26 protein-coding genes are annotated in these 23,238 nt (G+C 64.3%); 22 read left to right on the top strand and 4 right to left on the bottom strand.

The window, feature by feature from the left end:
* The first annotated feature begins 18 nt into the window (after positions 1–18).
* The 22 genes from ACCAA_RS14100 (at position 19) to ACCAA_RS14000 (ending at position 20,223) form a co-directional block, all read left to right on the top strand.
* Positions 19–1,431, top strand: coding sequence for a S41 family peptidase (locus tag ACCAA_RS14100; protein ID WP_186407882.1), 1,413 nt, complete (start codon positions 19–21; stop codon positions 1,429–1,431).
* Between the two features lie 21 nt (positions 1,432–1,452).
* Complete coding sequence (locus tag ACCAA_RS14095; protein WP_186407881.1) at positions 1,453–1,872, top strand: hypothetical protein; 420 nt, start codon at positions 1,453–1,455, stop codon at positions 1,870–1,872.
* 18 nt (positions 1,873–1,890) lie between these two features.
* The gene (locus tag ACCAA_RS14090; RefSeq protein ID WP_186407880.1) at positions 1,891–2,640 is read left to right on the top strand and encodes a HesA/MoeB/ThiF family protein; all 750 of its coding nucleotides are present in this window, start codon (positions 1,891–1,893) and stop codon (positions 2,638–2,640) included.
* A 109-nt stretch (positions 2,641–2,749) separates the two neighbouring features.
* Positions 2,750–3,028, top strand: coding sequence for a phosphopantetheine-binding protein (locus ACCAA_RS14085; RefSeq protein ID WP_186407879.1), 279 nt, complete (start codon positions 2,750–2,752; stop codon positions 3,026–3,028).
* A gap of 73 nt (positions 3,029–3,101) precedes the next feature.
* The gene (locus tag ACCAA_RS14080; protein WP_186407878.1) at positions 3,102–4,475 is read left to right on the top strand and encodes an AMP-binding protein; all 1,374 of its coding nucleotides are present in this window, start codon (positions 3,102–3,104) and stop codon (positions 4,473–4,475) included.
* Positions 4,472–4,834, top strand: a complete 363-nt coding sequence (locus tag ACCAA_RS14075) for an ApeI family dehydratase (protein ID WP_245754582.1) — start codon at positions 4,472–4,474, stop codon at positions 4,832–4,834. Before ACCAA_RS14080 ends, ACCAA_RS14075 begins: the two co-directional genes overlap by 4 nt.
* Complete coding sequence (locus tag ACCAA_RS14070) at positions 4,831–5,739, top strand: lysophospholipid acyltransferase family protein (RefSeq protein ID WP_186407877.1); 909 nt, start codon at positions 4,831–4,833, stop codon at positions 5,737–5,739. The genes ACCAA_RS14075 and ACCAA_RS14070 overlap by 4 nt, the downstream gene beginning before the upstream one ends.
* Positions 5,736–6,302 (top strand): LolA-related protein, encoded by a 567-nt coding sequence (locus ACCAA_RS14065; protein ID WP_186407876.1) that lies wholly within the window; start codon positions 5,736–5,738, stop codon positions 6,300–6,302. Before ACCAA_RS14070 ends, ACCAA_RS14065 begins: the two co-directional genes overlap by 4 nt.
* Positions 6,299–8,638, top strand: a complete 2,340-nt coding sequence (locus ACCAA_RS14060) for an MMPL family transporter (protein WP_245754581.1) — start codon at positions 6,299–6,301, stop codon at positions 8,636–8,638. Before ACCAA_RS14065 ends, ACCAA_RS14060 begins: the two co-directional genes overlap by 4 nt.
* An 82-nt stretch (positions 8,639–8,720) precedes the next feature.
* The gene (locus ACCAA_RS14055; protein ID WP_186407875.1) at positions 8,721–9,533 is read left to right on the top strand and encodes a polysaccharide deacetylase family protein; all 813 of its coding nucleotides are present in this window, start codon (positions 8,721–8,723) and stop codon (positions 9,531–9,533) included.
* Between the two features lie 45 nt (positions 9,534–9,578).
* A complete protein-coding gene (locus tag ACCAA_RS14050; RefSeq protein ID WP_186407874.1) occupies positions 9,579–10,772 on the top strand; it encodes a beta-ketoacyl-[acyl-carrier-protein] synthase family protein in 1,194 nt (397 codons plus the stop codon).
* Positions 10,769–11,614: a beta-ketoacyl synthase chain length factor gene (locus ACCAA_RS14045; RefSeq protein ID WP_186407873.1), complete on the top strand. Its 846-nt coding sequence runs from the start codon at positions 10,769–10,771 to the stop codon at positions 11,612–11,614. Before ACCAA_RS14050 ends, ACCAA_RS14045 begins: the two co-directional genes overlap by 4 nt.
* Complete coding sequence (locus tag ACCAA_RS14040; RefSeq protein ID WP_483771142.1) at positions 11,608–12,078, top strand: ApeP family dehydratase; 471 nt, start codon at positions 11,608–11,610, stop codon at positions 12,076–12,078. Before ACCAA_RS14045 ends, ACCAA_RS14040 begins: the two co-directional genes overlap by 7 nt.
* The gene (gene fabG / locus ACCAA_RS14035) at positions 12,075–12,794 is read left to right on the top strand and encodes a 3-oxoacyl-ACP reductase FabG (RefSeq protein ID WP_186407872.1); all 720 of its coding nucleotides are present in this window, start codon (positions 12,075–12,077) and stop codon (positions 12,792–12,794) included. The genes ACCAA_RS14040 and fabG overlap by 4 nt, the downstream gene beginning before the upstream one ends.
* A 104-nt stretch (positions 12,795–12,898) precedes the next feature.
* Positions 12,899–13,183 (top strand): type II toxin-antitoxin system Phd/YefM family antitoxin, encoded by a 285-nt coding sequence (locus ACCAA_RS14030; protein ID WP_186407871.1) that lies wholly within the window; start codon positions 12,899–12,901, stop codon positions 13,181–13,183.
* Between the two features lie 29 nt (positions 13,184–13,212).
* Entirely contained in the window at positions 13,213–13,407 is a 195-nt protein-coding gene (locus tag ACCAA_RS14025) for a hypothetical protein (protein WP_186407870.1), read from the top strand.
* Positions 13,388–13,522 (top strand): PIN domain-containing protein, encoded by a 135-nt coding sequence (locus ACCAA_RS22510; RefSeq protein ID WP_281193200.1) that lies wholly within the window; start codon positions 13,388–13,390, stop codon positions 13,520–13,522. The genes ACCAA_RS14025 and ACCAA_RS22510 overlap by 20 nt, the downstream gene beginning before the upstream one ends.
* A gap of 98 nt (positions 13,523–13,620) precedes the next feature.
* Positions 13,621–15,999 carry an EcoAI/FtnUII family type I restriction enzme subunit R gene (hsdR, locus tag ACCAA_RS14020; RefSeq protein WP_245754580.1) on the top strand — a complete coding sequence of 793 codons (2,379 nt, stop codon included), beginning with the start codon at positions 13,621–13,623 and terminating at the stop codon, positions 15,997–15,999.
* A 186-nt stretch (positions 16,000–16,185) separates the two neighbouring features.
* Complete coding sequence (locus ACCAA_RS14015; RefSeq protein ID WP_186407868.1) at positions 16,186–17,658, top strand: type I restriction-modification system subunit M; 1,473 nt, start codon at positions 16,186–16,188, stop codon at positions 17,656–17,658.
* Positions 17,659–17,778: 120 nt separating this feature from the next.
* Positions 17,779–18,285, top strand: coding sequence for a DUF4160 domain-containing protein (locus ACCAA_RS22625; RefSeq protein ID WP_342674059.1), 507 nt, complete (start codon positions 17,779–17,781; stop codon positions 18,283–18,285).
* Between the two features lie 22 nt (positions 18,286–18,307).
* Complete coding sequence (locus tag ACCAA_RS14005; RefSeq protein WP_186407867.1) at positions 18,308–18,562, top strand: DUF2442 domain-containing protein; 255 nt, start codon at positions 18,308–18,310, stop codon at positions 18,560–18,562.
* On the top strand, positions 18,559–20,223 hold the full coding sequence (locus tag ACCAA_RS14000) for a restriction endonuclease subunit S (RefSeq protein WP_186407866.1): 1,665 nt from the start codon (positions 18,559–18,561) through the stop codon (positions 20,221–20,223). Before ACCAA_RS14005 ends, ACCAA_RS14000 begins: the two co-directional genes overlap by 4 nt.
* Positions 20,224–20,285: 62 nt before the next feature.
* Here ACCAA_RS14000 and ACCAA_RS13995 read toward each other — a convergent pair whose 3' ends face one another.
* The 4 genes from ACCAA_RS13995 to ACCAA_RS13980 form a co-directional block, all read right to left on the bottom strand.
* Positions 20,286–21,131 (bottom strand): FTR1 family iron permease, encoded by an 846-nt coding sequence (locus ACCAA_RS13995; protein ID WP_186407865.1) that lies wholly within the window; start codon positions 21,129–21,131, stop codon positions 20,286–20,288.
* A gap of 20 nt (positions 21,132–21,151) precedes the next feature.
* Positions 21,152–21,481, bottom strand: a complete 330-nt coding sequence (locus tag ACCAA_RS13990; RefSeq protein ID WP_186407864.1) for a cupredoxin domain-containing protein — start codon at positions 21,479–21,481, stop codon at positions 21,152–21,154.
* A gap of 145 nt (positions 21,482–21,626) precedes the next feature.
* Positions 21,627–22,385 carry a glycosyltransferase family 2 protein gene (locus tag ACCAA_RS13985; RefSeq protein WP_186407961.1) on the bottom strand — a complete coding sequence of 253 codons (759 nt, stop codon included), beginning with the start codon at positions 22,383–22,385 and terminating at the stop codon, positions 21,627–21,629.
* 15 nt (positions 22,386–22,400) lie between these two features.
* Positions 22,401–23,207, bottom strand: coding sequence for a lysophospholipid acyltransferase family protein (locus ACCAA_RS13980; RefSeq protein WP_186407863.1), 807 nt, complete (start codon positions 23,205–23,207; stop codon positions 22,401–22,403).
* Between the last annotated feature and the right edge of the window lie 31 nt (positions 23,208–23,238).

The raw sequence follows: 23,238 nt of genomic DNA, 5'->3' as shown, positions 1-23,238 counted from the left end.
CGCACTGGAGTGAAGCAAATGGGTAAGTTGAAACAGGCCGGGCTGCTTTGCGCCGGTTTGGTGGGTGGCGTGCTGATCAGCCTCCAGTTTTCGGCGATCGCCGACAAGGAAACACGAGCCGGCCTGCCTGTCGAAGAGCTGCGGACCTTTGCCGAGGTGTTCAACGCCATCAAGCAAGGCTACGTCGAGCCGGTCGACGACAAGAAGCTGATCACCCACGCCATCAGTGGCATGCTCTCCAACCTTGATCCACACTCGAGTTACCTTGATGCCGACGCCTTCAAGGACCTGCAGGTCGGTACGCAAGGCGAGTTTGGCGGCATCGGCATCGAAGTAGGCATGGAAGACGGGCTGGTCAAGGTGGTCTCGCCAATCGAGGACACGCCAGCCGACCGTGCCGGGGTGAAACCGGGCGACCTGATCTTCAAGATCGACGACACGCTGGTCAAGGGTCTGACCTTGAACGAAGCCGTCAAGCGCATGCGCGGCAAACCGAAGTCGCCGATCAGGCTGTCGATCATCCGCAAGGGTGAGGCCAAACCACTCGAAATCACCCTGATGCGCGAAGTCATCAAGGTCCAGAGCGTCAAGTCGAAACTTCTCGAAGGCGGCTACGGCTACCTGCGCATCACCTCGTTCCAGGAGAATACCGGCGCTGCAGTGGTCAAGCATCTGAACGACCTCTTCAAGCCAGGACCGCTGCGCGGGCTGGTTCTCGACCTGCGCAACGACCCAGGGGGGCTGCTCAACAGCGCCGTCGGTGTTGCGGCGGCCTTCCTGCCACCGGACACGCTGGTCACTTCGACCGACGGACGCACTGCCGATGCCAAGCATCGCTTCTCGGTATCGCCCGCAGACTACCTGCGTGGCAGCCGGGATGATTACATCAAGACCCTGCCGCCGGAAGCGCGCAAAGTGCCGATGGTGGTGCTGGTCAACGGCGGTTCTGCTTCGGCGTCCGAGATCGTCGCCGGCGCGCTGCAGGACCACAAACGCGCGCTCGTGCTCGGCACGACGACCTTCGGCAAGGGATCGGTGCAGACCGTGCTGCCCTTGCCGGGGAACACCGCGATCAAGCTCACCACCGCCCGCTATTTCACACCGTCGGGCCGTTCGATCCAGGCCAAGGGCATCGCTCCCGACATCGTCGTCGAGGACAATGCCAACGGCAACTCAACGCAGCGTTTGCGCGAAGCCAACCTCGAACACCACCTGGACGCCAGCAAGGACCCTGCTGCACCGGCCAAGGAGACGTCCACCAAGCCGTCAACGAGCAAGGCGCCAGTCAAGCCGAAGGGCAGCACACCCAAGGAAGACGCCGACGAGTCAGTGGAGCTGCCAAGCCGAGAACTCGCGTCACCCAAGGACTATCAATTGACACAGGCTCTGAACCTTCTCAAGGGGATGCAGATCATGCAGACCATCCGGTAACCGTTCTCTCGGAGATGAACAGTGAAACGATTGGCCGCGCCGCAGCATCCGCCGATCCGCAAACAGCGGAACATCGTGTTCGCCAAGTTTCCTCCACGCCAGGTCTCCGAAGCGACGGACTTCCTCGCCAGAATCGAACAACTGGAAGTTGAACGGCGTGACCAGGAGCGCGCGGTAGGCGTCGCTTACGACCTTCACGACCACTGCCTGCAGGAACTCGAAGGCGCGCTCGAAGACAAGGGTTACCACCTCGACAACACCTTGATGAGCAAGATGATGCGAGCGCTGATCTACTACGTCGAAGAGACGCAGTTGCACAACCTCGACGCCCCTCTGCGGCCGCTCAAACGCTCGCAGTCCGAGGCCTATACCCATGCCTGGGAACGCCACCCGCACGGCGACCACGACGACACCCCGCCGGAGTGGCGCGAGTACAAGTAGCCAAGCAGCGACCGCCTGATGAACGACAATCAGTTGCTGCGCTACAGCCGGCATATCCTGCTCGACGAGATCGGCATCGAAGGACAGGAACGACTGGTCAAGGCGAAGGTACTGATCGTCGGAGCCGGCGGTCTGGGGTCGCCGGCCGCCCTGTATCTCGCCTCTGCCGGCGTGGGGCGAATCACGCTTGCCGACGGTGACACCGTCGACCTGACCAACCTGCAGCGCCAGATCCTGCACACGCTGGAGCGCGTCGGCCAAGCCAAAGCCCTGTCCGGGCAAACCGCGCTGCAGGGAATCAATCCGGAAGTGCGGGTCGACGCGATCACCACCCGCCTGGCCGGCGAAGCACTGGCGGAGCTGGTCGCCGACGCTGACGTGGTTCTCGATTGCTGCGACAACTTCGCGACACGACACGCGGTCAATCGGGCCTGCGTCAGACACCGGACGCCGCTGGTTTCAGGCGCAGCGATCCGCTTTGCCGGTCAATTGACGGTCTTCGACAGCCGCCGCGACGACACCCCCTGCTATCACTGTCTGTTTCCCGAAGGCGACGACGTCGACGAGGTGCGCTGCGCGGTGATGGGCGTGTTCGCACCGCTCACCGGCATCATCGGCGCGATGCAGGCCGCCGAAGCTCTGAAGCTGATCGTCGGCACCGGTGAGGTGGCCGTTGGTCGCCTCTGCTTGCTCGACGCGCTGGCGATGGAATGGCGCAGCGTGAAGTTCGGCCGGGACCCGGCGTGCCCGGTTTGCGCACCGCCTTAGCCCAGGTTGAAGATGCCCATGAAGAAATCACTCAATCCTTCGCCGTCGGCGGCAGGCATGCGCTGCTCGCCTGCCGCTCGGCGATCCGACCATTTCACGGAAACATACGATGTCTGAAGAAACCTCCCAAGCGGCAGCCATGCTGCCGGAAGTGGCCCAACTGATTGTCGCGGCGCTCAATCTCGATCTGGACCCGAGCGAGATCGAGCCCGATGCGCCGCTGTTTCGCGAAGGGCTCGGTCTGGATTCGATCGATGTCCTCGAGATCGCGCTCGTCATTTCCAGGCGCTACGGTTTCCAGTTACGTTCGGACGACGAAGACAATGTGCGCATTTTTTCGTCGCTGCGCACGCTGGCCGCGCACATCGCCAGCCAGCGCAGCGGATGAGCGGGGTCACCCCGGCTAGCCTGCTGCGTGGCGACCGGAGCCGCCGCCAGCCGCGCGCGCTGGCCAACGGCCGATGAGCCATGTGCCGCTGCTGGCGCACGCCAGCCTCGACGAGATCTTTGCCTACCAGCCCAGCGGCCCGGTGACGGTGCGCAGCTTCCTCGCCGCGGCCGCGACGCTGGCCGAGCGCTTGCCCGCGGGACGGCGCTTCCTCAATCTCTGCCGGGATCGCTATCGGTTTACGGTCGGGCTGGCGGCCGGGCTGCTCGACGGGCGCAGCAGCCTCTTGCCGACCTCACAATTACCGGCAACGCTGCGCCAGATCCAGCGCCAATGTCCCACCATTTTCTGCCTCTGCGACAGCCCGTTCGACGGCCCTTTCGACAGCCTCGACCTGCCACGTTTCGACTTTCCCGATTTGCCGATCGTCGACCCTGAAGAAATCGACGGCATCCCGGACATTCCGAGTGAGCTGGTGGCGATCACGGTCTATACCTCGGGATCGACTGGCCTGCCGGTAGCCCACGACAAGTCGTGGGGATCGCTGGTCCGCAATGCGCGGGCCGAAGCCAGTCGGCTCGGACTGCTGGCCGGGCCGCGTCACAGCATCGTCGGCACCGTTCCGGCGCAGCACATGTTCGGATTCGAATCGACGGTGCTGCTCGCCATGCACGGCAACTCACCGTTCTGGTCGGGCAAGCCGTTCTATCCGCAGGACGTGGCCGACGCACTGCAGGCCGTGCCACCGCCGCGCATGCTGGTCACCACGCCCTTTCATCTCGGCATTGTCCTCGCGGCCGAGGTCGAACTGCCGACGGTGAACCGGCTGCTGTCGGCCACCGCGCCGCTGTCGAGCCAGCTCGCCGCGGCGGCCGAGTCGCGTCTCGCAGCGCCCGTCGATGAAATCTATGGTTGTACCGAAACCGGCCAGGTGGCCAGCCGGCGCCTGCTGGTCGACCCGGCGTGGCTACCGCTTGACGGCGTCTGCCTGCAACGCGAAGCGCACGCAATCGTCGCCTCCGGCGGCCACATCGAAGTGCCGGTGGCGCTTGCCGACGAGATCGAGCTGTTGCCCGACGGGCGCTTCATGCTCCTCGGCCGCAACGCGGATGTCATCAACGTCGCCGGCAAGCGTAGCTCCCTTGCCTATCTCGACCACCAGCTCACCGCCATTCCCGGCGTCGTCGATGGCGCGTTCTTTCAGCCGGACGAAGCCTCGCCGGAGAGCATCACGCGCCTGTGCGCCTTCGCCGTCGCGCCGCAACTGAGCGAGCGGCAACTGCTCGCCCAACTGCGCCAGCGGGTCGATGCCGTTTTCCTGCCCCGCCCCTTGTGGCTCGTCGATTCGCTGCCGCGCAACCGTATCGGCAAGCTGCCGCGCGCGCAAATGCAGGTGCTGTACGCAGCGCATGCAGCCCATGAAACCCATCAAGCAATGAGGCCATGAACTCGGCCGCCAAGCGCGCCATGCGCCGCGCTGATTTCGAATGGATCGTTCCTGCCGGCCACCCGGCCTTCGCCGGGCATTTCCCCGGCAGTCCCATCGTTCCCGGTGTCGTCCTGCTCGACCGAGTGCTGCTCTTCGCTGAAGCCTTCTCGGGAAAATCGGCCATCACCTGGCAGATCGCCGAGGCAAAGTTCTATCGTCCGGTCGGCCCCGGCGAGAAGCTCGCTTACCACTTGCACGAGAGAGTGCACGCAAGAGCGTACGACAAAGCGCCGGCAGGCGCCGGTGCAGTGATCGCCTTCTCCATCCGGGCAAACGCGCATGAAGTCGCTGCCGGTCGCCTGCAAGCCACCCCATGAGCCGGCAGGCGAGCGCCGCCTGGCTGCGCCAGCGGGAACGCAGCAATCTCCCGATCCTGCGCCTGATGGTGTGGATTTCCTTGACGCTGGGGCGACGGATCGGACGCCTGCTCCTCTACGCGATCGCGCTCTACTTCCTGCTCCTTGCACCGCAAGCGCGGCGCGCCAGCCGGCTCTATCTCGGCCGTGCCCTCGGCCACCGCGCCGAATGGTCGGACGCCTATCGCCACATCCTGTCGTTTGCGAGTACGATCCACGACCGCATCTACCTGCTCAATGACCGCTTCGACCTGTTCGACATCGAGGTATACGGTGCCGAAGCCGTGCACGCCGCGCTCGCCAGGCAGCCGGGCGTGCTGTTGATCGGCGCTCACCTCGGCAGCTTCGAAGTCCTGCGCGCCGTCGGCCGCGGACGCGCCGGGCTCAAGGTGGCGATGCTGATGTACGAGGAAAATGCGCGCAAGATCAACGCCGCGCTGGCGGCGATCAACCCGGCCGCCGGCCGGGACATCATTGCCCTGGGCCGCCTGGAGTCGATGCTCGAAGTCCGCGACAAGCTCGCCAGCGGCTACCTGGTTGGCATGCTTGCTGACCGCGGACTGGCCGACGAAACGACGCTGGAACACGACTTCCTCGGCCAGCCGGCAGCCTTTCCGATCGGGCCCTTTCGCGTTGCCGCGCTGCTCCGCCGGCCGGCGTTCTTCATGACCGGGCTGTACCAGGGTGGCAACCGCTACCGTATCCACTTCGAGCTGCTGACCGATTTTTCGCAGGTGCCACCCGGTGAACTCAACAGGGTCATCGGCGAGGCGCAGGCCCTCTACGTGGCGCGCCTCGAACACTATTGCCGTCTTGCCCCCGACAACTGGTTCAACTTCTTCGACTTCTGGCAGAAAGCTCGATGAAGCGGCTGCCCGCTGGCCTGCTGATGATCTCGCTGGCGATCCCGGCGCTGGCCGCCTGGGATCTGCCGCAGTTGATGGACGAACTGGCTGGAGCAGGGGGCGGCAGGGTGCGTTTCGTCGAGACCAGGTACCTCGCGCTGCTCGACAAGCCGCTCGTTTCAACCGGCGAAATGCGCTTCACGGCGCCCGACCGGCTGGAAAAGCAAACCTTGACTCCGCGCCCGGAAACCCTGTTGCTCGACAAGGACCGCCTGACGATAGCGCGCGACCGGCAGAAGCTCGCCGTCGATCTGGCCAGCCAGCCGGAAGCCCTGGCCTTCGTCGACAGCATCCGCGGCGCGCTCACCGGCAACCGCCAGGCGCTCGAAAAGCATTACGCGCTGCACCTGGCCGGCAGCCGCGAGCACTGGACGCTGACGCTGCTGCCCAGCGCGCCGGCGATTGCCGCGATCGTTCAGAAAATCACCCTTACCGGCCAGCGCAACAGCATCCGCAGCATCGAATACCTGCAGACCGACGGCGACCGGGCGCTGATACGCATCGAACCCCTTCCCGACCAGTGACCACCACCGCCCGCCGCACCTTGCTGCTCTGGTCGATGGCCATGCTCGCCGGCGCGGCAATCGTCTGGAACAGCCGTTTCTCGGCCGACATCTCGTTCTTCCTGCCGGCGCACCCGAACGCCACGCAGCAGGTCCTGGTCGAGCAACTGACGGAAGGCGCGGTAGCGAGGCTCCTGATGCTTGCCGTCGCTGGCGGTGACGCGCGCCAGCGCGCGGCGCTGTCGCACGACCTGCGCGCGCGGCTGGCCAGCAGACCCGAGTTTGCCGCAGTCAACAATGGCGAAACACAGGGCCTGGCCACCGACCAGGAGTATCTCTTCGCTCATCGCTACGTTCTGAGTCCGGCTGTAACACCTCAGCGCTTCAGCGTCACCGGCCTGCGGGCCGCGATCGGCGAGAGCATCGACCTCCTCGCTTCGCCCGTTGGCCTGCTGGTCAAACGCCTGCTGCCGCAGGACCCGACCGGCGAATTCGCGGGCCTTGTCGCCGGGCTCGATTCCGGCAGGCAGCCGAACAGCCGCGAAGGAGTCTGGGCTACTCGCGACGGCGAGCGAGCCTTGCTGCTGGCGCAGACCGCTGCCCTGGGCTCCGACACCGATGGACAGGCCACGGCCATCGACGCCGCCCGCGCAGCGTTCGCTGCGGCGGCCAGCGCCGCCGGGGCTGCTGATCTCAGCCTGCAAATTGCCGGTCCCGGCGTCTTTGCGGTGCACGCCCGGGCGATGATCAAGGAAGAGGTGACGCGGCTGACCATGATCAGCGCGCTCGCCATCGTCGCCCTGCTGTTCTTCGTCTATCGCTCGTTCACGCTGGTCAGCCTCGGCCTGCTGCCGGTCGCCAGCGGCGCGCTGGCCGGCGTCGTCGCGGTCAGCCTCGCTTGCGGAACGGTCTTCGGGATCACCGTCGGTTTTGGCTCGGCGCTGATCGGCGAGGCGGTCGATTATTCGATCTACTACTTCGTCCAGGCGGAGCGCAACGACGCCTTGGCCTGGCGTTCCCGTTTCTGGCCGACGGTCCGCCTCGGCATGCTGACCTCAGTCTGCGGATTTGGCGTTCTCCTCTTCTCCGGCTTTCCCGGCCTCGCCCAGTTGGGCCTCTATGCGCTGAGCGGTCTGGTCACGGCCGCCGCCGTCACCCGCTTCGTCCTGCCGCAACTGGTTCCGGCCGGTAGCGCGCCACGCGACCTCGACGCGCTCGGCCATTCCGTGGCGCAAGTCGCCGCCGGGTTGCGCCGGCTGCGCTGGCCGGTGCTGCTCCTCGCGCTACTCGCCGCTGCGCTGCTCTTGGCCAATCGCGGCGAGTGGTGGAACAGCGAACTCTCGGCGCTATCCACCGCCAGCGCCGAAGACCTGGCCACCGACAGCGCGCTGCGCGCCGAACTCGGCGCGCCCGACGCGCGCCTGTTGATCGTTCTTCGCGCCGCCGACCGCGAAAACGCCCTGCAGTCCGCCGAGCGTGCCGGCCACCAACTCGACCGCCTGGTCGCCGCCGGCGTCATTGGCGGCTACGACTCGCCAGCCCGCTATCTGCCCAGCGAGGCGACGCAGGCGGCGCGGCGCGCCAGCCTGCCGACGGTCGCCGAACTGCGCGAGCGCCTGCCGCGAGCGCTGGCTGGTTCGCCGCTCGCCGCCGGCAAGCTCGACCCCTTCCTGCGCGACGTCGACGCCGCGCGCGTCGCGCCGCCCGTCGGGCCGCAAGCGCTGCACGGGACGACGCTGGCGCTGGCCGTCGACGCTCTGCTGCGGCAAGGCGACGGCGGCTGGAGCGTGCTGCTGCCGGTGCGCTCGCCGCCGGGCGAGGACGCGCGCGCGATCGACGCCGACGCCCTGCGCGCGGCGCTGGCCGGCTCCGGCGCGCTGGTGATCGACCTGAAAAGCGAGCTTGACGGCCTTTATACCCAGTACCTCGCCGAGGCCAGGCTGCTCTCGCTAATCGGCCTGGCCGCCATCGTCGGCCTGCTCGCCGCGACGCTGCGCTCGCCGCGTCGTGTGCTCGGAGTCATCGTGCCGCTCCTGCTGGCGGTGCTGATCGTTACCGCCGGCCTTCATCTCGCTGGCGTTCGCCTGCAACTTCTGCACCTCATCGGCTTGCTGCTGATCGTCGCCGTCGGCTCGAACTACGCGCTTTTCTTCGACCGCATCGGCGAGCACCTGCAGCGCGAACCGCGGACCGCCGCTTCGATGCTGGTCGCCTGCCTGACGACGACGATCGGCTTCGGTACGCTGGCCATGGCCAAGGTACCCGTCCTGCAGGCACTTGGCGTCACCGTCGGCCCGGGTGCGATCCTGGCGCTCGTTCTCTCGGCATGCTTCGCACCGGCGGCGCGCCGGCAATGACGCTGCGCACCGTCGGCGTGGCCACCGGCAAAATCAGCGGCACCCGGCCGCTGATCGGTCGACTTCGGTCACTTTGACACTCATGCCGCAAGCCTGGAGACCCTCGCCGACGCTGCGGATTTCGTTCGCCGTGCACGCTGGAGCAGCGCTTGGCGCGCTGCTGGCGCCGGGCGTCTGGCCGTGGGCACTCGGCGCCTTTGCTGCCAACCAGGCGCTACTCACCGCCGCCGGGCTGCTGCCGCGCAGTTCCCTGCTTGGCGCCAACCTGATCCGCTTGCCGGCAGCCGCCAGCGCGCGCCGTGAAATTGCGCTGACCATCGACGATGGCCCTGATCCGGAGGTCACCCCGCGCGTTCTCGACCTGCTCGACGCTGCCGGCGCCCGCGCCAGCTTCTTCTGCATTGGTCACCGGGCCCGACGTTTTCCCGCGCTCTGCCGACAAATCGTCGCCCGTGGCCATCGCGTCGAGAACCACGGCGACTCACACTCGCTCATTTTTGCCACCTTCGGAATGCGTCGCCTGCGCGCCGACATCGCTGCCGCGCAGGCGACGCTGGCCGACATCACCGGCCAGGCGCCGTGTTTCTTCCGGCCGACGGCCGGGCTGCGCAGCCCGCTGCTCGACCCCGTGCTGGCGCAGCTCGATCTACGACTCGCTGCCTGGACGCGGCGCGCCTACGACACCCGCGAAGGCGATCCGCAGCGCGTCTGCCAACGCCTGACCCGCGGTCTGGGCCCCGGCGACATCCTCCTGCTGCACGACGGCAACGCCGCCCGCAGCCAGGCGGGCGAAGCGGTCCTCCTCACCGTGTTGCCGCAGTTGCTGCAGACGATCGCCGAGAATCGCCTCGAACCGGTCACGCTGGCTGCTGCCCTGAGCTTGAGATCAAGCTGAATGGTCCTCTGCTACTATCCGGAGCTGACCAACTGAAGGACTCTCTTGACGCCCCTGCTTCTGTCGCGTTACACGCTGACCACCTCGCTCGGCCGCGGGCTTGCCGCCACGCTGTCGAGCCTGCGCCGCGGGGACAGTGGCCTCGCACCCTGCGCTTTCGAAAGCGTCGACCTCGATACCTGGGTCGGCGAGGTGGCGGGCGTCGACGAGCAGACGCTGCCGGAGCCGCTCGCTCGCTACGATTGCCGCAACAACCGCCTGGCGCAGCTCGCCCTCGAAAGCGACGGTCTTGACCAAAGCGTGCGCGCGGCAAGCGCCCGCTATGGCCCGGACCGCGTCGGTGTCTTCCTCGGCACCAGCACCGCCGGCATCCTGCACGCCGAACTCGCCTACCGCCGGCGTGATCCGCAGACCGGCGCACTGCCCGCCGATTTTCTCTACCACAGCACGCAAAATCTCTTCTCGCTGGCCGAATTCGCCCGCGACTACTTTGCCCTCGAAGGCCCGGCGGCGACCGTGTCAACCGCCTGCTCGTCGAGCGCCAAGGCCTTTGCCGCTGCGGCGCGGCAGATCGCCTGCGGCAGAATCGACGCCGCGCTGGTCGGTGGCGTCGATTCGCTGTGCCTGACCACACTGTACGGCTTCGCTGCGCTCGAACTCACCTCCAGCCACCCGTGCCGGCCGTACGACGTGGCGAGGAAGGGAATCTCGGTGGCCGAAGGCGCTGCTTTCGCGCTGCTCGAAGCCCTCCCGAGCGCAGCGCCGCGGGGTTCGCTTGTCCTGCTCGGCTATGGCGAATCGAGCGACGCCTACCACATGTCGGCGCCACACCCGCAAGGATTCGGCGCCCGCCTGGCGATGGCGGCAGCCTTGCGCTCGGCCGGCCTTGAGCCGGCCGACATCGACTACATCAACCTGCACGGCACCGCGACGCCGGCCAATGACGCCGCCGAAGGCCGGGCGGTAGGCGCGCTTTTCGATGCCCACGTCCCGTGCAGCTCGACCAAGGGTGCCACCGGCCACACGCTAGGCGCTGCCGGCGCCGTCGAAGCGCTGATCTGCGCACTGGCGCTGACCGACGACCTGCTGCCCGGCAGCCCACATACCGCGACTCCCGACCCGGCGTTGCCGCTGAACTACGTGCTCGCGGCACGTTCCGGCCGCGTTCGCCGCGTGCTGAGCAATTCCTTCGGCTTCGGCGGCAGCAACTGCAGCCTCGTTCTCGGCCTGACGCCGTGAGCCAGGAGTCGCTTTGCGCCTGGATCGACGGCGTCGGCTTCCTCGCTCCCGGCTTGCCCGACTGGCCGACGGCGCGCGCCGTGCTGCGCGGCGAAGAGACGTACCGTGCAGCGCCGTCGCTCCTTCCGGTCGCCAGCCTGCTGCCGCCGGCCGAACGCCGTCGCGCCAGCCGCGTCGTCAGGCTGGCCCTGGCGCTCGGACTGGAAGCCGCCGCGGCTGCCGGAGCCGTTGAGGCGGCCAATCTCGGCGATCTGGCGACCGTTTTCGCCGCCTCCGGCGCCGACGGCCACAACTGCCACGCGCTGTGCGAGCAACTGGCGACTGCCGACCGCCGGATTTCGCCGACCCGTTTCCACAATTCCGTCCATAACGCCGCCGCCGGCTACTGGGGGATCGCCACCCGCTCGATGGCGCCATGTCAGGTCCTGTGCGCTTTCGACGCGAGCTTTGGCGCCGGCCTGCTCGACGCACTTGCGCAGGTGCTGGTCGATCGACGGCCAACCCTGCTGATCGCCTACGACAGCGAATATCCGGAGCCTCTGCACAGCAAGCGGCCGATTCCCGATTGCGCCGGCGTGGCGCTGCTGCTGGTACCCGCCAGAACGCCGCGCTCGCTGGCCCGGATCACGCTCTATCCAACGCAGCAGGCCGCGACGACCTTGCCCGATGCCATGCTCGAAGGTCTGCGCACGACGATTCCGGCGCTGCGCAGCCTGCCGCTGCTGCAACTGCTGGCCAGGCGCGAGAGTGGGAGTGAAAGGGACGCCAACGGCGGCAGCGACAGCGTCTGCCTCGACTACCTGCCGCCATCGCAACTAGGCGTGGACGTCGAAGCGTGCTAGACCGCGACTGGATTGCCGCCCACATCCCGCACCACGGCGCGATGTGTCTGCTCGATGCGGTCATCGACTGGTCAGCGGCGGCCATTTCCTGCCGCGCCGTCAGCCATACCGACCCGGCCAACCCGCTGCGCGCCGACGGCCGCCTGGGCGCAGCCATCGGCATCGAGTACGCGGCGCAGGCAATGGCGGTACATGGCGCGCTGCTTGCCGACGCCGCCGGGGCCAGCGATGCCGACAACGGCCCTCGCCACGGCTACCTGACCAGCCTGCGCGGCGTCACTCTGCACGTCGCCCGGCTCGACGACCTGTCGGGCGAATTGAGCGTTTACGCCGAGTGCATCGCGGGCGACGGCCAGTTCATCCTCTACCGATTCTCGCTCGGTCACGCCGGCCGGTGTCTCGTCGAAGGGCGCGCCACCGTCGTTCTCAACGCAGAGGCGATGATCAGCGCAGCGCGGTCATGAAACGCGCGCTGGTCACCGGCGGCAGCGGCGGCATCGGCGCGGCAATCTGCCGGCGGCTGGCGGCCGACGGCTGCCACGTGATCGTGCACGCCAACCGCAGCCACGAAACGGCGGCCGCGCTGGTCGGTGAAATCGTCGCCAGCGGCGGCAGCGCCGAAGCGGTCGCTTTCGATGTCACCGACCGCGGGCTCAGCGGCGCGGCGCTCGCCGACCTCCTCACCGGTGGCCCAATCCAGATCCTGGTGAACAACGCCGGCATCCACGCCGACGTGGTCTTTCCCGGCATGTCCGGCGAACAGTGGGATAGCGTCATCGACGTTTCGCTCAATGGTTTCTTCAACGTGACGAGGCCGCTAATCCTGCCGATGATCCGCACCCGCTGGGGGCGAATCGTCAACATTTCATCGCTGGCCGGAATCACCGGCAACCGCGGTCAGGTCAATTACTCGGCGGCCAAAGGCGCTTTGCACGCTGCCAGCAAGGCGCTGGCGCTGGAAGTGGCGAGCCGCGGAATCACGGTCAACGTCGTTGCGCCGGGGATCATCGCCACCGCGATGAGCGAGAGCACTTTCAATGACCAAGCGATCAAGACGCTGGTGCCGATGCAGCGCGCCGGCAAGCCAGAGGAAGTCGCCGACCTGGTCGCCTTCCTGGCGTCGCCGCAGGCAGCCTACATCTCCGGCCAGGTCATCTCGATCAACGGCGGGCTGATCTAGCATCCCGGCATGATGACTGGGTGCATCGTGGATGCGGCTATCATTCACCCACGCCGTGGTCGTTGGACTAAACTTGGTCCATCGCTTACCCGAAGGAGGCCAGCATGCAAACCATCGACATCCACGCCGCCAGGACCCAGTTCTCGCAGCTCGTCGAGCAGGCCGCTGCCGGAGAGGAAATCATCATCGTCAAGGCAGGCAAGCCGGTCTGCCGCCTGATACCGCTGGAGCTGGAAAAGAAAGAGCTCCGCAAGCTGGATATCGCCACAGGTGAACGGCTTGTGCCAGACGACGTCGATGCGATGTTTGCGCAGAAAATCGAAGAGATTTTCTACGCCGAGCGCGAATCGTCAAGCAGCAGCGGGACTGGCGAGCTGCACAGGCCATGATTGCCCGCTTTGCCAGGTGCTGGGCGGACATGAGCGACGAAGAATTCGCAGCATTCGAAGCAGAACGCGAGGGACGGCGTCGGACAGCGTTCGGCGGAAGGCGAGTTGGCGACTTCGACGCGGAGAAGGAAGCCACAAAATTCAAGGCACTCGAAGCCGCGCGCCAGGAGCCGCAGCATCGTCAATTCGTCAGGAGGCGTGTTGATGAAGCCGATGCTGGTTGATACCGACATCCTCTCTCGCTATTTTCGCAGCGACCAGGCGGTGGTGACTCGCTTCGGCAGCTATGTCGAGCGGCATGGTGCCATCAACCTGTCGATAATTGTCGGAGGAAGGTGAACGGTTGGCAACGCAGGCGTTCTGCCTTCCATGCCGGGCAATGCTCGCGTAGTATGCCGGGCAACCAGCGATACCATCATCACCACAGGTTGTCCCGAGTGCCAGACAAGAAGAATCTCTCCGAGCGAGACATCTGCACGCAATACATCAACCCTGCGCTGCAGCGCTCGGGGTGGGACTTCGCGACGCAGGTCCGGGAAGAGGTCAGCTTCACCAAAGGGCGCGTCATCGTGCGCGGCAAGCTGCACAGCCGGGGCCAGCAGAAGCGCGCGGACCACGTCCTCTACTTCGCTCCCAACCTGCCCATCGCCGTGATCGAGGCCAAGGACAACAAGCACACGCTCGGCGACGGCATGCAGCAGGCGCTGGGCTACGCCGAGACGCTTGACACGCCTTTCGCCTTCAGCAGTAACGGCGACGGCTTTCTGATGCACGACAGAACCGGGCAACGCACCCCGATCGAGCAGGAACTTGCCCTCGACGAATTCCCCGGCCCGGAGGAACTCTGGCAGCGCTATTGCTGCTGGAAGGGCATCGCCAGCAGCGAAAAGCGCACAACGGTCGAAACGCCGTACTACGACGACGGCAGCGGCAAGGCTCCGCGCTACTACCAGGTCAACGCCATCAACCGCAGTATCGAAGCCATCGCCAAGGGGCAGAAGCGCATTCTGCTGGTGATGGCGACCGGGACGGGCAAGAGCTACACCGCCTTCCAGATCATCTGGCGGCTGTGGAAAGCGAAGGCGAAGAAGCGAATCCTCTTCCTCGCCGACCGCAACATCCTGGTCGACCAGATCCGGACCAACGACTTCAAGCCCTTCGGTCCGGCCATGACCAAGATCGTGAACCGGCAGGCCAACAAGGCCTTCGAGATTTACCTCTCGCTGTATCAGGCCGTCACCGGCACCGAAGAAGAGCAGAACATCTACCGGCAGTTCTCGCCGGACTTTTTCGATCTGGTGGTCATCGACGAATGCCACCGTGGCAGCGCCGCCGAAGATTCGGCCTGGCGTGAAGTACTGGACTACTTCTCCGGCGCCACGCATATCGGTCTCACCGCGACGCCCAAGGAGACGCGCGAGGTTTCCAACAGCCACTACTTCGGCGAACCGGTGTACACCTACTCGCTGCGCCAGGGAATCGACGACGGCTTCCTGGCGCCCTACAAGGTCGTGCGCATCGACATCGACAAGGATCTCCAGGGCTGGCGCCCCGAAAAAGGCCAGACCGACAAGAACGGCAGGCTGATCGAAGACCGCATCTACAACCAGAAGGATTTCGACCGCACGCTGATCCTCGAACTGCGCACCGAACTCGTCGCCCGCAAGATCACCGAGTATCTCAAGGCCATCGACCCTTACGCCAAGACGATCGTCTTCTGCGAGGACATCGACCACGCCGAGCGCATGCGCCAGGCGCTCGTCAATCTGAACCCCGAGCGCATCAGGGAAAACCGCAAGTACGTGATGCGCATCACCGGCGACGAAAAGGAAGGCAAGGCCGAACTCGACAATTTCATCGACCCGGAAAGCCGCTATCCCGTCATCGCCACGACCAGCAAGCTGCTGACTACCGGCGTCGATGCGCAAACGTGCAAGTTCGTCGTCCTCGACCAGCGCATCGTGTCGATGACCGAATTCAAGCAGATGATCGGTCGCGGTACCCGCATCAACGAGGACTTCGGCAAATACTGGTTCACCATCATGGACTTCAAGAAGGCGACCGAGCTGTTTGCCGACCCGGCCTTCGATGGCGATCCAGCGCAGATTTTCGAGCCGAAAGTCGATGAGTCTCCGGTCCCTCCCGATGAGCCTGATCTGCGAGGAGAAGAAGAGATTCTGCCGCCGCCCGATCCGCCGCTGCCATTGCTGCCATTGCTGCCGCCGGAAGCGCCGGGGGAAAAGCGTATCAAATACGTAATCGGCGGCGAAGTCACCGTCTACGTCGTCGCCGAGCGGGTGCAGTACTACGGCCCCGACGGCCGGCTGATCACCGAATCGCTCAAGGACTACACCCGCCGTGCGGTGCGCAAAGAGTTCGCCTCGCTCGATGACTTCCTGCGCCGCTGGACAAGCGCTGACCGGAAGCAGGTCGTCCTCGAAGAGCTGGAAGCCCAGGGCGTACTGCTCGAAGCGCTGGCCGATGAAGTCGGCAAGAAATACGGCAAGACCTTCGACCCCTTCGACCTGATCTGCCACGTTGCCTTTGACCGTCCGCCGCTCTCGCGGCGAGAACGGGTGGAGCAGATCAGGAAGCGCGACGTTTTCAGCCAATATGGCGTGCAGGCGCAGCGTGTCCTCGCCGGATTGCTGGACAAGTACGCCGATGCCGGCATTCAGGACCTCGAAAACATCGGCGTCCTCACCCTCGACCCCTTCAGCCAGCTCGGCACCCCGCACGAGCTGGTCCGCGCCTTCGGCGGCAAACCGGCCTACCTCAAGGCCGTCCGTGATCTCGAACAACAACTCTACGCCTGAGAGCCTGTGAATAAATCAGTGAATCGCGGTTCGGTATCTCGTCATTCCCGCGCAGGCGGGAATCCAGCCTGTTTATCTCATTGTTTTCAAGCAAATAATGAACACGCACTGGATTCCCGCCTGCGCGGGAATGACGGTCAGGTGGGGCTGCGGCAAATTTTTCACAACCTCTGAGCCGCCCACGCCATGTCCATCAGCACCACCCTCAAAACCATCCAGGACATCATGCGCAAGGATGTCGGCGTCGATGGCGACGCACAGCGCATCGGCCAGCTCGTCTGGATGTTCTTCCTGAAGATCTACGACGATAAGGAAAGCGAGTACGAGCTGCTCGAAGCGAACGATGGCGACTACCGCTCGCCGATTCCCGAGTCCCTGCGCTGGCGTAACTGGGCTGCCGACGCCGAAGGCATCACCGGCGACGAACTGCTCGACTTCGTCAATAACCGCCTCTTCCCGACGCTGAAGAACCTGCAGCCGGCGCAGCACGACAAACGCGGCTTCGTCATCCGCAGCGTTTTCGAAGACGCCTACAATTACATGAAGTCTGGCCACCTGATGCGTCAGGTGATCAACAAGATCGTCGGCGGCGTCGACTTCAACAAGGCGCAGGACCGTCACCTCTTTGGCGACCTCTACGAGCAGATCCTGCGCGACCTGCAGAACGCCGGCAACGCCGGCGAGTACTACACGCCGCGGCCGATCACGCAGTTCATCGTCGATAGGGTCGACCCGCAGCTCGGCGAGAAGATCCTCGACCCGGCCTGCGGCACCGGCGGCTTCCTCACCTGCGCCATCGAACACCTGCGCCGGCACCAGGTGAAGACCGTCGACGACGAGCATCGGCTGCAGCAGAGCATCCACGGCGTCGAGAAAAAGCCCCTGCCGCACCTCCTGTGCACCACCAACATGATCCTGCACGGGCTGGACGTACCGACCAACGTCCGCCACGACAACACGCTCGCCCGCCCGCTGCGCGACTACGGGCCGAGGGACCGCGTCGACGTGATCGTCACCAACCCGCCGTTCGGTGGCATGGAAGAAGACGGCATCGAAAACAACTTCCCGGCCACCTTCCGCACGCGCGAAACCGCCGACCTCTTCCTGGTGCTGATCATGCACCTCCTGAAGGACGGCGGCCGCGCGGCGCTGGTGCTGCCCGACGGCACGTTGTTCGGCGAGGGCATCAAGACGCGCATCAAGGAGCAACTGCTCCAAACCTGCAATCTGCACACCGTCGTGCGGCTGCCGAACGGCGTCTTCAGCCCCTACACCGGCATTAAGACCAATCTGCTCTTCTTCAGCAAGGGAACGCCGACGCAGGAAGTCTGGTTCTACGAGCATCCCTATCCGCCGGGCGTCAAGAACTACAACAAGACCAAGCCGATGCGCATCGAGGAGTTCGACGCCGAGAAAGCGTGGTGGAACGAGCGCGTCGAGAACGAGCACGCCTGGAAAGTCAGCGCCGAAGAGATCAGGGCACGCAACTACAACCTCGACATCAGGAACCCGCACAGCCCGGACGCCATCGTCCACGACCCGGAGGAACTGCTTGCCGACTATGCGAAGCTGCAGCAGAGAATCGCCAGTACCCGCGATCAGCTCAGGGCGGTGCTCGCCGCCGCATTGGAGACCAATTGTGACGCCGCCGACAGGTAAAGCGCCCGACCCGATTCCGGCTGAATTTTGGCAAGTCAAGAGGCAACTGACGGCCAAGCGGGATATGATATCAAACGCGTGGCGCAAGCCGCGCACGAATCGGCCATAAGGATACGGCGAATGTTCGACGATGCAGGCCATGGTGAAATCACTGCGGCAATGGTTCAAATGGCACTGGCGGAAGGGGGCGAGATGACGAAGAAGGCAACACTGACAGTTGATGTTCCCGACGATATCGCGGCTCGCTTCAACCGCGCTTTTGCGAACGATGACAAGGACCTAATCGTCACCCACTTGCTTGAGCAAGCGATAGCGCGTGCCGGCCTGTTTTCTGGCACCACAACAGGATTACTGACCATGCCAATTCTCAGCGCTTTCTATGGCATCATCATCCGCATGTATTTCTTTGACAACCAGCAGCATCATCTACCGCATATTCATGCCGAATACCAGGGCAACAAGGCGGTCTTTGCGATAGAGAGTGCCGATCTGATTCAAGGCACCCTGCCGCGCAAACAACTGCGGCTCGTGCAAGCCTGGATGGAGCTTCGGCGTGACGAGTTGACGGCCGATTGGCAGCTTGCCGTCAATGGCGAAGAGCCGGTCAAGATCGCGCCACTGAACTGACTAAAGTAGGAGATCTCCCCACATGAACCCCTATGTCAAAGCGGCCTCAGCACTGCCCGACCATCGCCTGCTACTGACTTTTGAAAATGGCGACGAACGCATCTTCGACGTAACGCCCTACCTTGAACGCGGCGTATTCGTGCGACTGAAGAATCCTTCGCTCTTCAAGCTCGTCAAGGTCGTTGCCGGCTCGGTCGAATGGCCAGGTGAAATCGACCTGAGCTACGACACACTCTACCTTGGGTCGCAAGCCGCACAGCACCCCCACGCCGCGTGAGTGCTTGCCTGAGCGAACACCTTCCTCTGCTCGCCAGCGCCCCCGGTGGTATCCAGAAACTGCGCGGGCTGATTCTCGAACTGGCGGTACGTGGCAAGCTGGTGCCGCAAGACGCGAATGACGAACCGGCCAGCGAACTGCTCAAGCGGATTGCGAAGGAAAAGGCGCGGCTGATGGCGACAGGGAAGATCAGGAAGGACAAACCTTTGGCAGCAGTGGCCGAGGATGAGCAACCGTCTGCACTACCGAGTGGGTGGGAATGGTCCCGACTGGCTGCCGTATCGCTTATCAACCCGAGGAACTCCGCGGCGGACTCGACCATTGCATCGTTTGTCCCAATGGCCATGATTGGCACTGGTTTCGACGGAGCACACTCACAAGAGCCTCGCAAGTGGGGCGAAATCAAGCAAGGCTTTACTCATTTCGCCGAAGGCGACATTGGCGTCGCAAAGATCACACCCTGCTTCGAGAACAGCAAGGCTTGCGTGTTTGCGAAGCTGCAAAACGGACTCGGTGCAGGAACAACTGAACTGCACATCGTTCGCCCTTTCGCTCAGACCTTGGTGCCACGCTTTGTCTTGGCATACCTCAAGGCACCAATGTTCTTGCTGGTCGGCGAAACACGCATGACCGGAACGGCGGGCCAGAAACGGCTGCCGAAGGGGTTTCTCGAACTCAATCCATTCCCGCTCCCGCCCCTCGCTGAGCAACACCGCATCGTCGCCAAAGTCGATGAACTCATGGCCCTATGCGATCGGCTGGAGGCGGAGCAGGCGGACGCGGCGAATGCCCATACCACCCTCGTCGACACCCTGCTCGGCACACTCGCGAAAAGCCGCGACGCAGCCGAACTCGCCGCCAACTGGCAACGCCTGAGCCAGCACTTCGACACCCTCTTTAGTACCGAAGCCAGCCTCGACGCACTCAAGCAAAGCATCCTCCAGCTCGCCGTCATGGGCAAGCTGGTGCCGCAAGACCCCAACGACGAACCGGCGAGCGAACTGCTCAAGCGGATTGCGGTGGAGAAAAAGTGGTTCCTAAAAAATGAAAAATACCGTGGAGGCACTACGGTTACACCTATTCCAATTGACGAAGCACCAGCCCCCGCTCCGTTTAACTGGGCTTGGGTTCCGTTCGGCGAAATCATGGTTTCGCGGGACAGTGAGCGTATTCCAGTATCGAAAGATGAGCGCAGCACCCGCGCGAAATTCTATGACTATTACGGCGCATCGGGTGTAATCGACAAAATCGACTCCTACTTGTTCGACAAACCCCTGCTGCTGATCGGCGAGGACGGCGCAAACCTAGTTAACCGTTCAACTCCTATCGCCTTTATTGCACGCGGTCAGTATTGGGTAAATAACCATGCCCACGTGCTCGATGGTATTTCCGAGGGATTCCTTCGATTCATTGAGCTTTACATCAATGCGATTGACTTGAAGCCCTATGTTACCGGTACAGCTCAACCGAAAATGAATCAGGCAAAAATGAACAGCATTCCAATTGCCTTGCCTCCCGAGAGCGAGCAACGCCGCATCGTCGCCAAAGTCGACGAACTGATGGCCCTCTGCGACCGCCTCAAGTCCGACCTCGCCGAATCCCGCACCCGGCAGGCGCGGCTGGCTCGCACCCTGATCGAATCCGCGCTCAAAGCCGCCTGAGCCAGCAACCACGATACTGTCGACAAGATGATAGCTCGACTGGATTCCCGCTGTCAGACCATTTAATGGGCATCGGCCAGCGTGTGCTGCCGTGCTTCACGTCGCTTGCGAGAACCCGCCCAGTACATCCCGGCGGCGATGGCCAGCAGCACCATCACGTAAGAAATGATCTGCATGCCGGCCGGTTGCGCCTCGTAGCCGATCAGCCCATGCAACAGAAGTCCCAGCGCTGAGGTCTGCGACAGGGTCGCCGAGGTATCCCACAACGGGGCGCCATAACTCGGCAGGAGGTCGGCCTGAATCAGGAAACGCGCCGCCTGCGAGGCCATGCTGGCAGCGAGCAGCATGACCAGAACTCCGGTAATCGAGAAGAACCAGCGCAGCGGAATGCGCAGCAATCCAGCGTACAGGAGAACGCCGACCAGCGATCCGGCTGCCAGACCGCTCAGGCCGCCGCCAATCGTGGTGCGCAAACCATCCTCACTGCTGGTCGCCAGGCTATACAGGAAGAGCACCGTTTCCGCGCCTTCGCGCAACACCGCCAGGGCAATGACCAGAAAGATTACCGAGCCTTCACGGGTCCCCTCCTTGACCGAACGCGCAGCACTCTGCGCTTTTGCGGCCATTTCGCGGCCATGGATCGACATCCAGATGTTGTGCCAGGCAAGCATCCCGACCGCCAGGATCAGGATTGCGGCATTGAACAGCTCCTGGCCCATCCCTTCGGCCATATCGGACATCGCTCCCATGCCCGCTGCCACGACCGTCGCGCCGCAGAGTCCGGCCAACACCCCGGCCAGCATCCACCGTCCGCGCGAAGGAATGCCACGCGTAGCGGCCGCCATGATGCTGATGATCAAAGCGGCTTCGAGGGACTCACGAAAAACGATGAGGGCTGCGGCAAACATGGGCTCTCCTGCTCAGTGGCTCACTCGACGATGATCACGCCCTGGGCGGCAGGATCGTTTTCGTGATATTCCTCCACGAAGGGATAGCGGCCTGGTTTCAAGGGGCCAAGGTTGACCGTCCCGGTGGACTTGCCGGGTATGACCTTCTCCCGGCCCAGCGCTTTGCTCTCGAACTCTGCCGGGGTGGCATCCTGGTTGATCACCAACAGCTTGACCTTCTTTCCGGCAGGAAGCGTGATCTCCTTCGGCACAAAGGCGTGATCCTTGATCGTAAGCGTGAATTCATCGACGGCCGCCAAGGTGGCGGTAGCAGCAAGCAACAGCACGGTGAGCGACAACAGGCGTTTCATGGCGACATCCTGGAAAGGTCTCTTGGGAGCTCAATGATAATCATTCGCATTGTTTCTGTAAAGACCCTTGCTCCTCAGGTGAGCTTAATGTGAAAGTCGCGCCTGGCGGCATGGGCGCGAACTTGTTCAGATCACCGACTGGATCTCAGCCGGCCAACTTCCTGACCAACAGCCGTGGCAGGCGGAGGAGGAAGCCGAGAATGAGCCTGGTATGCATCCAGGTGAGCAGGGCATTGTCGCGCAGGTAGCGGAAATGCGAAACGCCGCCTTCTTCGCGGCGCAGGTAGCGCACCGGCGCGGCGCGATTGAGCGGCGCTACGCCGGCCCAGCACAGGCGCACGGCGGCTTCCGGGTCGAAATCGAAGCGGCGCATCCAGCGGTTGGCGTGCATGATCCGCAGCAGCGGTTCGATCGGGTAGACGCGAAAACCGTAGAGTGAATCACCGATTCCCATCCACAGCGTTTCGAGATTCGCCCAGGCGTTCGAGACTTTTCGGCCATTGACGCGCAGCGCCGGCGCGTCGGCTGCGAAGACCGGCTTGCCGAGGATCATGGCCTGCGGGCGGGCCAGCGAGGCAGCCATGAAGTCGGCAATGAGATCGGTCGGATGCTGGCCGTCGGAATCCATCGTCAGCGCGTGCGTGAAGCCGGCGGCACGCGCCTGGCCGATTCCTTCCAGAACCGCCGCTCCCTTGCCGCGGTTTTCCGGCAGCACGATGACGTGCAGCCCGGCGTCGTCGCGGGCGAGGTCCTGCAAGGTTTCGCAACTGCCGTCGTTGCTGCCGTCAACGACCACCCACACCGGCGCCCACTCTGCGCGCGCGGCACGTACCGTGTCGGCAACCTGGGCGCCGGGGTTGTAGCTCGGAATGATGACCAGATGGGTCGATGACGGCGCGGGCATGAAGGGCAATGGCGATCAGTGCGCGCGCCGGGAATGGGAAGAATCCGCCTGCGCGCCGCGGACAGCGAACGCCGGCTGGGTCAGTTCGGCGCGGAAATAGCTCTCCAGCTCGATCGTGAAAGCGGCGGCGTTCTGTGGCGGAGCAAAGCAGCGTCCCAGACGGATGCGGCAGTGCAAGGGCAAAATCGGCCTGGTGAACAATCCCCAGTGCTTGCCGAGGTAGGGCGTCGAGAATTCGATCAGCAGCGTTTGTACCGCGACCTTGCTGCGACGGGCGATCACGCCGGCAGTTCGCAGACAGGGGTTGACCGGAAAGGTGGTGGTCCGCGTACCCTCGGGGAAAATCAGCAGACAAGCGCCGCGCCGTAGTTCCCCGCTGGCGCTGGTGATCATCGCCAGCGCACTGTCGTTGCGGATGAAGTGCGCCAGCCGTGCCGCCGCGCCAAAGAGCGGGTTGTCCATCAGCGCTGCTTTCATCACGCAGACGGTATTGGGAACGCGAGCGAGCACCAGCACCGCGTCGAGCAGCGACGGGTGATTGGCGACCAGCACCAGGGGCCCCTCGTCGCGCAAGCGATCGAGGTCGTCGAGATCGAAGCGGCAGGCACAGAGCAGGCCGAGAATCCCGAGGTAGACCCGGAAGCAGATGCGGGCGACGAAGCGCCCGAGGGGCTGGCCGATACGGCGCGGCAGCAGCCAATCGAGAAGCATCGCGAACGGCAGCCACAAGAGGCAGATCAGCGCCAGTGTGCCCAGCCCCAGCGCCATGGCCAGGTATTCATAGGCCGCCCACAAGGCGTTGCGCGGGCGCGAATCAGTCATTGACCCCTTCGGCAAAGGAATGGTGGGCGCC

It is taken from the genome of Candidatus Accumulibacter aalborgensis (assembly GCF_900089955.1).
GTDB lineage: Bacteria > Pseudomonadota > Gammaproteobacteria > Burkholderiales > Rhodocyclaceae > Accumulibacter > Accumulibacter aalborgensis.
Note: the sequence above shows the minus strand (reverse complement) of the source record. Positions and strands in the feature narration are given on the sequence as shown.